Origin of the sequence: Terrabacter sp. NPDC080008, assembly GCF_040702505.1 — a bacterium.
GTDB lineage: Bacteria > Actinomycetota > Actinomycetes > Actinomycetales > Dermatophilaceae > Terrabacter.
Genome location: NZ_JBFBLC010000002.1, coordinates 859,338 through 870,860 on the forward strand (window position 1 = coordinate 859,338; position 11,523 = coordinate 870,860).

Consider the following 11,523-nt stretch of genomic DNA (forward strand, 5'->3'; position numbering starts at 1 on the left):
TGGTCACAGGTCTGCTCCCGAGGTCGTCGCGTTCGTCAGTTCTCGTTCGGTGTCCCGGCCGTCCCCGTCGTTGCGGACGTCGTGGGTGACACGGCCCCGGTGGACCGTCGCGAGGACGGCTCCGCGCAGGGTGCGCCCGTGCCACGGGTTGTTGCGCGAGCGGCTGCGGCTCGCGGCGGCATCGACCGTGACCTCTCGGTCGGGGTCGACGAGGGTGATGTGGGCGGGGCTGCCGACGGCGAGCTCCCCTCCCTGGTGGGCGAGTCCGCCGATGCGGGCCGGTGCGGTCGACATGACCCGCGCGACGTCGGCCCAGTCGAGCAGGCCCGGCCGCACCATGACGTCGCTGACGACCGACAGTGCCGTCTCGAGGCCGAGCATGCCGAACGCCGCGTCGACGAAGGCGTGCTCCTTGTCGTGCCGGGCGTGCGGGGCGTGGTCGGTGGCGACCGCGTCGATGGTGCCGTCGGCTAGGGCAGCCCGCAGGGCCTCGACGTCCTCCGTTGGACGCAGCGGCGGGTTGACCTTGTAGACGGGGTCGTAGCCGAGCAGCAGGTCGGTGGTTAGGGCCAGGTGGTGTGGCGTGACCTCGGCCGTGACGGCGATGCCCTGGGCCTTGGCCCACCGGATCACCTCGACCGTGCCGGCCGTCGACACGTGGGCGACGTGGACCCGCGAGCCGGTGTGGCGCGCGAGCATGACGTCGCGGGCCACGATGGACTCCTCGGCGATGCCCGGCCATCCGGGCAGGCCGAGGCGGCCCGACACCTCGCCCTCGTGGCAGCAGGCCTCACGGCCGGCGAGACGCGGGTCCTGCGAGTGCTGGCTGACGACGCCCCCGAAAGGCTTGATGTACTCGAGCGCCCGGCGCATGATGCGGGCGTCGTGGACGCAGTGGCCGTCGTCGCTGAAGACGCGGACCTTGGCCCGGGACCGGGCCATGAGGCCGAGCTCGGCGAGCTCGGCTCCCTCGAGGCCCTTGGTCACGGCGCCGACGGGGACGACCTCGGTGAGGCCGCAGGCGCGGCCGAGGTCGAGGACGCGTTCGGCGGCCTCCGCGGTGTCGGTGACGGGGTTGGTGTTGGCCATGGCGAAGACGGCGGTGAAGCCACCGGCCGCGGCGGCCGCCGAGCCGGTCGCGATGGTCTCGGCGTCCTCGCGGCCCGGCTCGCGCAGGTGGACGTGCAGGTCGACGAGACCGGGCAGCGCGACGAGTCCGTCGGCGTCGAGCACCTCGGCGTCGCGCGGGGCGGCCACGCTGCCGACCTCGGTGATGACGCCGTCCTCGACGAGCAGGTCGGCCGCCTCGGCCCCGAGGAGGCGGGCACCGCGGATCAGGAGGCGGGTCATCGGTTGGCTCCTTCGGTCGCGGCGGTGCGGGCGGACGCGTCGGTCGCCGACGAGTCCTCGCCCGCGAGCAGGTGGTAGAGCACGGCCATCCGGACGGCCACGCCGGCCGAGACCTGGTCGAGCACGACCGACTGCGGCGAGTCGGCCGCCTCGGGAGCGATCTCGAGGCCGCGGTTCATCGGGCCGGGGTGCAGCACGAGGACGTCGCGGTTGCGGGCGACGAGGGTCTCGAGGCGGTCGCGGGTCAGGCCGTAGCCCACGGTGTACTCGCGCGGCGTGGGGAAGTACCCGCCGCTCATCCGCTCGCGCTGGACCCGCAGCATCATGACGGCGTCGACGGGCCCGTGCTCGCCCCTGCCCTCGAGGACCGGGTCGAGGTCCCAGCTCGTGGCGAAGCCGTCGGCCTCGCTCCAGGCGCCGATGCCGCTGGGCATCAGCGTCGGCGGCGCGACGACGGTGACGCGGGCGCCAAGGGTCTTGAGCGTGATGACGTTGCTGCGGAAGACGCGGGAGTGGGTGAGGTCGCCGACGATGACGACGTGCTTGCCGTCGAGGCCACCGAGGCGCGTGCGGAGGGTGTACGCGTCGAGCAGGGCCTGCGTGGGGTGCTCGTGGGTGCCGTCGCCCGCGTTGATGACGCTGCAGCGCACCCACTGGGCGACCTGGTGGCAGGCGCCGGAGGCGTTGTGCCGGATCACGAGGGCGTCGACGGCCATGGCGTCGACGGTCATCGCCGTGTCGCGCAGGCTCTCGCCCTTGCTCGTCGAGGAGCCCTTGGCCGAGAGGTTGATCGTGTCGGCAGACATCCACTTGCCCGCGATCTCGAAGGAGCTGCGGGTGCGGGTCGAGTCCTCGAAGAAGAAGTTGATGACGGTGCGGCCGCGCAGGGTCGGCACCTTCTTGACCTCGCGGCGCTGCAGGTCGTGCATCGAGGCCGCGGTCTCGAGGATGTCCTCCACCTCGGCGCGGGTCAGGTCGGCGGAGGAGATGAGGTGCTTGGTCATCGGGCCTCTCCCCCGCTGATCCGCACGACGTCGAGCCCGTCGACCTCGGCGACGCGGACGTGCACCCGCTCGTCCCGCGAGGTCGGCAGGTTCTTGCCGACGTGGTCGGCGCGGATCGGCAGCTCGCGGTGGCCGCGGTCGACGAGGACCGCGAGGCGAACCGCACGCGGGCGGCCGAGCTCCGACAGCGCGTCGAGCGCAGCGCGGATGGTGCGGCCGGAGTAGAGCACGTCGTCGACGAGGACGACGACCTTGTCGTCGATGCCGCCGTCGGGGATGCGCGAGCGGTGGGCGGTGCGCACCGGGTTGCGGCGCAGGTCGTCGCGGTGGAGCGTGATGTCGAGCTCTCCGACGGGGACCGGTGAGCCCTCGACGTCCTCGATGCCGGCGGCGAGGCGGCGGGCCAGCGGCACCCCGCGCGAGGGGATGCCGAGCAGGACCAGGCCCTCGCTCCCGCGGTTGCGCTCGAGGATCTCGTGACCGATGCGCCGCAGCGCCCGGGAGATGTCTCCCTCGCTCATGACGTCTCTGGCGTCAGGGGGGATGCTCGAACGATCGTTCGATGGGTGGGCAGGCGCGCTCAGGTCAGGGCAGGTCACAGCCGCCGGACCTCCTTCCCCGCCTCACAGGACGGTGGTTAAAGGATGTCGATCGCGAAGGAGTCTAACCCGGCGCCGGAGGCGACCCGTCACCGGTCCACCCCGTGGCACGTCACCTACCGCGGACCGGCCGACCGCCACGAACGCAGCCGCCTGTGCTGGGAGCCGGCGTCACCGCCCTGTCGTGGCGGTCCGTCGGCGCCGCGCCGGGGAACGCACGAAGCCACCCGCGTACGGATGGCTTCGGCGTAGGCGTGGGGTGTCAGACGATGGTCGCCTTGACCTCGGCGAGCCGGCCGAGCAGGCCGTTGACGAAGGCCGGGGACTCGTCGGTCGACAGCTCGGTGGCGAGCGTCACGGCCTCGGAGATCGCGACCGCGTCGGGGATCTCGTCGTTCCAGAGCACCTCCCACGCACCGAGCCGCAGGATCGCGCGGTCGACGGCGGGCATGCGCTCGAGCGTCCAGCCCTGGCTGTAGTCGGTCAGCGCCGCGTTGATGTCGTTCCACTTGCCCACGACGCCGCGGACGAGCTCCGCGGTGTAGGGGTTGTTGGCCGCCCGCGACTCGCGGTCGCGCAGGCGCTCGTCGAGGAGCGCCTCGGCGTTGAGGCCGCGCTGGTCCGCCTCGAAGAGGATGTCGAGCGCCCGCGTACGGGCCTTGCTGCGTGCTGCCAAGGGAGTTCGCGTCCGCTCAGTCGTTGACGCGGCCGAGGTACGACCCGTCGCGGGTGTCGACCTTGACGCGCGTGCCGGTCTCGAGGAAGAGCGGCACGTTGATCTGGGCGCCGGTCTCGAGGGTGGCCGGCTTGGTGCCACCGGTCGACCGGTCGCCCTGCAGGCCCGGCTCGGTGTGCGTGATCTCGAGAACGACCGACGCGGGGAGCTCGACGTAGAGCGGGGCGCCGTCGTGCGTGGCGACGATCGCGTTCTGGTTCTCGAGGAGGTAGTTCGCGGCGTCACCGACGACGGTCTCCGACACGTTGATCTGGTCGTAGGTGTCGGTGTCCATGAAGACGAAGTCGGTGCCGTCCTTATAGAGGTACTGCATCGTGCGCTTGTCGACGTTGCTCGTCTCGACCTTGGTGCCGGCGTTGAACGTCTTGTCGACGACCTTGCCGGAGAGGACGGCCTTGAGCTTGGTGCGCACGAACGCGGGGCCCTTGCCGGGCTTGACGTGCTGGAACTCGACGACGGACCAGAGCTGTCCCTCGAGGTTGAGCACCATGCCGTTCTTCAGGTCGTTGGTCGTAGCCATCGTGACAAACCACTTTCGTATGCCGGCCCGCCCGCGAGGTGCCGATGGGCACGCCGCAGCCCCGGACGTTTCTTGACTTGGGAAGTTGCCGAACGAGTCTAGCGGGGCGGCCTCCCGATCGCGGAATCGCTCCACCCGGCCGGTGTACCCTGATCCGCTCCCCCGTCCCTCCCCAACACACCGTGCAGGTCACGACCCACCGGCATCCGATCCCGGTGGGTTACATCCTTCTCGGTGTGTTGCGGTGCAGAAAGGTGCTCGCGTGACCGCCCTCGACTCCGAGCTCACCCGGGAGCAGGCCTTCCTCGACGAGGCCCGCGCCCAGCTGGGCCGGATGCGCGAGCTGGCCGAGTCGCTCGACGCCTCGAAGGCCAGTGACGCCGTGTCGGGAGAGGTGCTCGGGTGGGTGCTCGCGCGGCGGATCGCCTCGTTGCAGGACGACCCGCGCACCACCCTCTTCTTCGGCCGCATCGACGTCGAGCCCGAGGACGGGCCCGCCGAGCAGTTCCACATCGGGCGGCGGCACGTGTCGGACGAGGCGGGCGACCCGGTCGTCGTCGACTGGCGCGCGCCGATCTCGACCGCCTTCTACCGCGCCTCGCCGCTCGAGCCGATGGACGTGACCCTGCGGCGACGCTTCGGCGTCGACCGCGGCCGCCTCACCGCCATCGAGGACGAGCACCTGCGCGAGCCGGAGCGGGCCGACGCCTCGGCAGGGTCGCTGCTGGCCGCGGAGATCGAACGGCCCCGCACCGGCCCGATGCGCGACATCGTCTCGACGATCCAGCCGGAGCAGGACGAGATCGTCCGCAGCGACCTCGCCGTCAACGTCTGCGTGCAAGGTGCGCCGGGCACCGGCAAGACCGCCGTGGGCCTGCACCGTGCCGCCTGGCTGCTCTACTCCTTCCGCGAGCGGCTCGACCGCTCCGGGGTGCTCGTCGTCGGCCCCAACGGGGCGTTCCTCGACCACATCGGCGCCGTCCTGCCGTCGCTCGGAGAGGTGCGCGTGCGGCACGCCACCATCGAGACCCTCCTGGACCACGGGCGGGTGCGGGCTGACGAGCCGGCCGACGTCGCCTCCCTCAAGGGCGACCCCCGGCTGGCGTCGGTGCTGCACCGGGCCGTCTGGTCCAGCGTCGAGCGACCCACGGAGGCGCTCGTGGTCCCGCGCGGGGTGCGCAAGTGGCGCGTGCCGGCATACGTCGTCGCGGAGATCGTCGCCGAGCTCGCGGCGCGCGGCGTGCGCTACTCGGCGGCCCGCGACCTGCTGCCCCAGCGCCTCGCCCACCACGTGCTCCTCGAGATGGAACGCGCCGGCGACGCGCCCGACGACCGGGTGCAGGACGCCGTGGCCAAGTCGCCGGCGGTGAAGAGGTACGTCGCATCCGTGTGGCCGGCCCTCGACCCGCAGGGCGTGCTGCACCGGCTGTGGTCGGACGCGCACGCACTGCGCGCCGCGGCCGAGGACGACCTCAGCGCCGAGGAGCAGGCGATGCTGTTGTGGGACAAGCCGGCCCGCACCAAGGGCGCGGCTCGCTGGTCGCGCGCCGACATGGCCCTGCTCGACGAACTCGACGACCTGCTCCGGCGCGTCCCCAGCCTGGGCCACATCGTCCTCGACGAGGCCCAGGACCTCTCCCCCATGCAGCTGCGCGCGGTCGGGCGACGCTGCTCCACGGGCTCGCTCACCGTGCTCGGCGACATCGCGCAGGGCACCACACCGTGGGCGACGGCCTCGTGGGACGACGCGATGCGCCACCTCGGCAAGGAGGACCACGACCTCGTCGTCCTCGACCGCGGCTTCCGCGTGCCGGCGGCCGTCATCGAGTACGCCGCCCGGCTGCTGCCGGTCATGGCTCCCGGCCTGGGCGCGCCGGTGTCGGTGCGCGACAACCCGGGCCGGCTGGTGGTCCGGTCCGCCGGGCCGGGCTGTCTCGACGCGGACGTGGTGCTGGCGGTCGAGGAGGCGTCCGCCGACCCCGGATCGGTCGGGGTCATCGCCCCCGATACAGCGATGGACCGGCTCGCCGCGGCCCTGGCCGCCGCAGGCATCCGCCACGGCAGGCTCGACCGCGACCACGGCGACGACGAGGACCACCAGGTCGAGCTGGTGCCGGCGAGCGTCGCCAAGGGCCTCGAGTTCGACCGCACGGTCGTCGTCGAGCCCGCTGCGATCGCGGCTGCCGAGCCCGACGAGCGCACCGGACTGCGGCGCCTCTACGTCGTGCTCACCCGCGCGGTGTCGGAGCTGACGATCGTGCACGCCGAGCCCTTGCCCGAGGTCCTGGCCGTCGCCTGACCCGTGCGCGCACCCGGTTCGAGGTGATCGGCGACCACCGGTGGTCGGCGATCACCTCCACTCCGATCCGGGTCACTGTCGCCGCGCGCCGGTAGCGTCGCCACCAGGACTTCGACGAGGAGGCGGCATGGTCACGTTCGGCAGCTCCGACGAGCTCGAGGGGGCGCAGTTCACCGAGGTGAACCTGCGCCGCGCCCAGTTCATCGGGTGCGACCTGTCGGGCGCGGTCCTGCGCGGCGCTGACGTGTCCGGGCTCGAGATCGAGTCGCCGTGGCTCTTCGAGGGCGGGGCCACCCTCGTGGTCAACGGCGTCGACGTCGCGCCGCTCGTGGACGCCGAGCTCGACCGCCGCTTCCCGGGCCGGGAGCAGCGGCGCGCGACCGATCCCGCCGGGCTGCGGGCCGCGTGGGACGCGGTCCAGGCGACCTGGGCAGCGACGATCGCCCGGGCGGCGGCCCTGCCGGAGGGCAGCATCGACGAGTCGGTCGACGGCGAGTGGTCCTTCGCGCAGACGCTGCGGCACCTCGTCATGGCCACCGACGTGTGGCTCGGGCGCGCGGTCCTGCGCCTCGAGCAGCCGTTCCACCCACTCGGCCAGGCCGACGCGAGCGCCGGCGACTGGGGCCTCGACCTCTCGGTGTTCACGAGCCGGACGCCCAGCTTCGCCGAGGTGCTCGAGGCCCGCGCCGACCGGGTCGCGATGGTGCGCGACCACCTCGCGTCCGTGTCGTCCGACGAGCTCGCCGCCCAGCGACGCAACCCGTGGTTCCCCGACCGCCCCGAGACCGTGCTGTCGTGCCTGCACACCATCCTCGAGGAGGAGTGGGAGCACCACCGCTACGCCGTGCGCGACCTCGACGCCCTCGCGGCTCGCACCGCAGCCGGGTCCTAGACGAGCGCGCGCAGCGCCAGCAGGTAGGACTGCAGCCCGAAGCCGGCGACCGTCCCCGTCGCCACACCGGCGACGACGGAGGTGTGCCGGAACTCTTCTCGCGCAGCGGGATTCGACAAGTGCACCTCGACGAGGCTGCGACCGCTGGTCGTGACGATGGCACACGCGTCGCGAACGGCATACGAGTAGTGCGTGAACGCCCCCGGGTTGAGCACGACGTCGGCGCCGGCGTCGACGGCCTCGTGCAGCCAGTCGATGAGCTCGCCCTCGTGGTTGGTCTGGCGGCAGTCGGCCACCAGACCGAGGTCGCGGGCCTCGCGCTCCACGGCGTCGTGGATGTCCTCGAGCGTGTCGGAGCCGTAGACCTCCGGCTCGCGGGTGCCGAGGCGGTTCAAGTTGGGGCCCGACAGGACGAAGACCGTGGGTGCCGTCATGGCCGGGAGTCTAGTGAGCGGGAGCGCTCAGGACGCTGCGGCGCCGCCACGCGACACGAGGCCGTATGCCGCGTGGAGCAGCGCGTCGTCCGGCCCGACGAGGCGGGTGGGCCGGGCCAGACCGTCGAGCACGACGAAGCGCAGCGTGGAGCCGCGGGACTTCTTGTCGCGCCGCATCACGGCCAGCAGCGCGTCCCAACGGCCGGGCGCGTAGGCCGTCGGCAGTCCGAGCGACTCGAGCACCGACCGGTGCCGGGTCACGAGGGCGTCCCCCTCGGATCCGGACAGGTGCCCGGTGAGACGGGCCAGCTCGGCGACGTAGACCATGCCGACGGACACGGCCTCGCCGTGCCGCCAGGAGTAGCCCTCGACCTGCTCGATCGCGTGGCCGAAGGTGTGGCCGTAGTTGAGGATCTCGCGCAGCGAGCTCTCGCGCAGGTCGGCGGCGACGACCTCGGCCTTGACGCGCACCGCCCGCTCGATGAGCTCGCGCAGGTGCGGGTTGGCCGCGGTGCGTGCCCGGGCGGCATCGACGGCGACCTCCGACTCGACGAGGTCGAGGATCACCGGGTCGGCGATGAAGCCGCACTTGACGACCTCCCCGAGCCCCGCGACGAGGTCGGACTCCGGCAGCGTCGTGAGGACGTCGAGGTCGCACAGCACGCCCGCGGGCGGGTGGAAGGCGCCGACGAGGTTCTTGCCCTCAGCGGTGTTGATGCCCGTCTTGCCGCCGACGGCCGCATCGACCATGCCGAGCAGCGTGGTGGGCAGCTGGACCACCCGGACCCCGCGCAGCCAGGAGGCGGCGACGAACCCGGCGAGGTCGGTGACGCTGCCGCCACCGAGCCCGACGACGGCGTCGCTGCGGGTGAAGCCGGCTCGCCCCAGCTGCGCCCAGAGCTCCGCCGCGACCGTGGCGGTCTTGGCGGCCTCGGCGTCGGGCACCTCGGCGACGTGGACGGCATACCCCTGCTCGCGCAGCGCACCGGTCACCCGAGCGGCGAGCTCGGGCAGGGTCGGCGGGTGCACGAGGAGGACCCGTTCGACGCCGGGACCGAGCAGTGCGCCCACCCGTCCGAGCACGCCTGACCCGATGAGGACGTCGTAGTCGCCGCCGACCGAGATCGTCGTGGGCTCGAGGGCCACGCTCACGGGCGAGCCCCGTCGAGCTGGGCGACGACGTCGTCGACGACCTCGTCCGGCGTGCGCCCTGCGGTGTCGACGCGGATGCTGGCGACCCGCTCGTAGGTCGGACGGCGGTGGTTCATCATCGACACCCACGTCGCGCGCGGGTTGACCGACAGCAGCGGCCGCGACCGGTCGAACCCGATGCGCTTGCTCGCGTCGGCGATCGAGACGTCGAGGAACACGACCGTGTGGCCGGCCAGGGCCTGCTCGGTGAGAGGGTCCATGACCGCTCCCCCGCCGAGCGAGACGACGCCGCGCTCCTGCTCGAGGGCGCTGGCCACCGCCGCCCGCTCGAGGTCGCGGAAGACCGGCTCGCCGTCGTCGACGAAGATGTCGGAGATCGAGCGGCCCTGGGCCTGCTCGATCGCGGCGTCGACGTCGTGGAAGGGGACGCCGAGACGCGCCGCCAAGGCCTCGCCCACCGTCGTCTTGCCGGCCCCGGGAGGGCCGACGACGACAGCCGCGGGTCGAGTGGTCGTCTCGCTGCTCACCACGTGCGCAGCTCCTTCCGGATGCCGTCGAGGTATGCCGTGTGGTTGCGGGACGTCTCCGTGACCGAGTCGCCGCCGAACTTCTCGAGGCACGCGCCGGCGAGGACGAGAGCGACCATCGCCTCCGCGACCACGCCGGCCGCAGGAACGGCGCAGACGTCGGAGCGCTGGTGGATCGCCGTGGCGGCCTCACCCGTGGCGACGTCGACGGTCGACAGGGCGCGCGGCACCGTGCTGATCGGCTTCATCGCGGCGCGGACGCGCAGGACCTGCCCGGTCGACATCCCGCCCTCGGTGCCACCGGCGCGACCGGTGCGTCGGGTGATGACGCCGTCGACGAGCTCCATCTCGTCGTGCGCCTGCGAACCGCGGCGCCGGGCCGTCTCGAAGCCGTCGCCGACCTCGACTCCCTTGATGGCCTGGATGCTCATCAGGGCCTGGGCGAGCTGCCCGTCGAGCTTGCGGTCCCAGTGGACGTGGGAGCCCAGGCCCGGGGGCAGGCTGTAGGCCAGCACCTCGACGACGCCGCCGAGGGTGTCGCCGTCCTTCTTGGCGGCATCGACCTCGGCGACCATGGCCGCCGAGCCGTTCGGGTCGAACGCGCGGACGGGGTCGGCGTCGAGACGCTCTACGTCGTCGGGCGTGGGCAGCTCCACGTCCGCGGGCACGTCGGCCGTGCCGATCGAGACGGTGTGCGAGACCAGCCGGATGCCGTAGGCCTGCTCGAGGAAGCGGGCTGCGATCTCGCCGAGCGCGACCCGCGCCGCCGTCTCGCGCGCTGAAGCACGCTCGAGCACCGGGCGGGCGTCCTCGTGACCGTACTTCTGCATGCCGACCAGATCGGCGTGCCCGGGCCGGGGGCGGGTCAGCGGTCGGTTGCGCGCGACTTCCTTCTCGGCGTTGACGTCGTCGGACGCCGCATACGCTTCGGCACTGACCGCCTCGGGGCTCATCACGGTCGTCCACTTCGGCCACTCGCTGTTGCCGATGCGCACGGCGATCGGCGAGCCGAGGGTCACGCCGTGGCGCAGGCCGCCGAGGAACTCCACCTCGTCCTGCTCGAACTTCATCCGCGCGCCGCGGCCGTAGCCCAGGCGGCGGCGCGACAGGGCGGCCTGCAGGTCCTTGGCCCCCACCTCGACTCCGGCCGGCAGGCCCTCGAGCATGGCGACGAGTGCAGGCCCGTGCGACTCACCGGCCGTCAACCAACGCAACATGGAGCGATCCTCCCACGCGTGAGGCCGGGCCCTTCGGGGCGCCCGGTCCGCGGGACCGCCGGGTGCGGCCGCCGCAGGACGAGGGGCGCTCAGAAGAGCGGTCGCACCTGCACGACGAGCGAGATGAGCAGGCCGAGCAGCATCCAGGGCCCGAAGGCGATGTCGTCTTTGCGGGTGCCGCGCCGCGCCACGAGCCGCACGACACCGTAGATGCCGGCGAGGATGAAGGCGGCGTAGGAGGCGACGAGGGTGGTGCCCACACTGACGTAGCCGGTGGCGAGCCCCACGAGCCCGGCCAGGGTGACGTCGCCGTAGCCGAAGCCACTGCCGAGCAGGGCTGCCCCGAGGGCGAGCGCGAAGTACACGACCCACAGCACGACCCCCGCGATGACGGCGCGTCGCAGGGCCTCCCAGTCCCCCGAGGCGACAGAAGCGATGGCGAGCTGCACCACGAGGAGCGGGTAGGCCGGTCGGGTCAGCCCGCGCGGGAGCCGGTGCACGTCGGCGTCGATCCAGGCCAGGGCGACGGCCACGAAGGCGAAGCCGAGGTAGGCGGGGGTCAGTGCCCACCCCGACAGTGGACCTAACCGCCAGGCGAGCAGTCCCCAGAGCAGCCCCAGCGCGACCGGCACGATGCGCGAGGACACCCGTGGCAGAGGTCCTCCCTCGTCGTCGAGCCGGTAGCCGCCGCAAGCGAGGCGCCGTCGCAGCACCTCTCCCACGGCCGCGCCCGCGACCGTCAACAGGACGATGAACCACCACGGCGTCCCCGGCGCCTCGACCCACGTCACCG

Annotated in this window: 12 protein-coding genes; 2 read left to right on the forward strand and 10 right to left on the reverse strand. The window is 72.8% G+C overall.

What is annotated here, in order from left to right; genetic code table 11:
* Positions 1–3: 3 nt before the first annotated feature.
* From AB0316_RS10010 to efp, 5 genes are all read right to left on the reverse strand, one after another.
* On the reverse strand, positions 4–1,350 hold the full coding sequence (locus AB0316_RS10010; protein ID WP_366272713.1) for a dihydroorotase: 1,347 nt from the start codon (positions 1,348–1,350) through the stop codon (positions 4–6).
* On the reverse strand, positions 1,347–2,354 hold the full coding sequence (locus AB0316_RS10015) for an aspartate carbamoyltransferase catalytic subunit (RefSeq protein ID WP_366272715.1): 1,008 nt from the start codon (positions 2,352–2,354) through the stop codon (positions 1,347–1,349). The genes AB0316_RS10010 and AB0316_RS10015 overlap by 4 nt, the downstream gene beginning before the upstream one ends.
* Entirely contained in the window at positions 2,351–2,899 is a 549-nt protein-coding gene (pyrR, locus tag AB0316_RS10020; RefSeq protein ID WP_366272849.1) for a bifunctional pyr operon transcriptional regulator/uracil phosphoribosyltransferase PyrR, read from the reverse strand. The genes AB0316_RS10015 and pyrR overlap by 4 nt, the downstream gene beginning before the upstream one ends.
* A 316-nt stretch (positions 2,900–3,215) precedes the next feature.
* Positions 3,216–3,629: a transcription antitermination factor NusB gene (gene nusB / locus AB0316_RS10025; RefSeq protein ID WP_366272717.1), complete on the reverse strand. Its 414-nt coding sequence runs from the start codon at positions 3,627–3,629 to the stop codon at positions 3,216–3,218.
* A gap of 16 nt (positions 3,630–3,645) precedes the next feature.
* Positions 3,646–4,209: an elongation factor P gene (efp, locus tag AB0316_RS10030; RefSeq protein WP_366272719.1), complete on the reverse strand. Its 564-nt coding sequence runs from the start codon at positions 4,207–4,209 to the stop codon at positions 3,646–3,648.
* A 262-nt stretch (positions 4,210–4,471) separates the two neighbouring features.
* On the opposite strand from efp, the gene AB0316_RS10035 reads away from it, so the two are divergent.
* Complete coding sequence (locus AB0316_RS10035) at positions 4,472–6,508, forward strand: AAA family ATPase (RefSeq protein ID WP_366272721.1); 2,037 nt, start codon at positions 4,472–4,474, stop codon at positions 6,506–6,508.
* Between the two features lie 127 nt (positions 6,509–6,635).
* On the forward strand, positions 6,636–7,400 hold the full coding sequence (locus AB0316_RS10040; protein ID WP_366272723.1) for a DinB family protein: 765 nt from the start codon (positions 6,636–6,638) through the stop codon (positions 7,398–7,400).
* On the opposite strand, the gene aroQ is transcribed toward AB0316_RS10040, so the two are convergent.
* The 5 genes from aroQ to AB0316_RS10065 all read right to left on the reverse strand — a co-directional run bounded on the left by aroQ (position 7,397) and on the right by AB0316_RS10065 (position 11,521).
* Entirely contained in the window at positions 7,397–7,834 is a 438-nt protein-coding gene (gene aroQ, locus AB0316_RS10045) for a type II 3-dehydroquinate dehydratase (protein ID WP_366272725.1), read from the reverse strand. The genes AB0316_RS10040 and aroQ overlap by 4 nt on opposite strands.
* 27 nt (positions 7,835–7,861) lie before the next feature.
* Positions 7,862–8,986 carry a 3-dehydroquinate synthase gene (gene aroB, locus AB0316_RS10050; RefSeq protein WP_366272727.1) on the reverse strand — a complete coding sequence of 375 codons (1,125 nt, stop codon included), beginning with the start codon at positions 8,984–8,986 and terminating at the stop codon, positions 7,862–7,864.
* Entirely contained in the window at positions 8,983–9,513 is a 531-nt protein-coding gene (locus AB0316_RS10055) for a shikimate kinase (RefSeq protein ID WP_366272851.1), read from the reverse strand. The genes aroB and AB0316_RS10055 overlap by 4 nt, the downstream gene beginning before the upstream one ends.
* On the reverse strand, positions 9,510–10,730 hold the full coding sequence (gene aroC, locus AB0316_RS10060) for a chorismate synthase (protein WP_366272728.1): 1,221 nt from the start codon (positions 10,728–10,730) through the stop codon (positions 9,510–9,512). The genes AB0316_RS10055 and aroC overlap by 4 nt, the downstream gene beginning before the upstream one ends.
* Positions 10,731–10,819: 89 nt before the next feature.
* A complete protein-coding gene (locus AB0316_RS10065) occupies positions 10,820–11,521 on the reverse strand; it encodes an A24 family peptidase (protein ID WP_366272730.1) in 702 nt (233 codons plus the stop codon).
* Positions 11,522–11,523 lie beyond the last annotated feature (2 nt).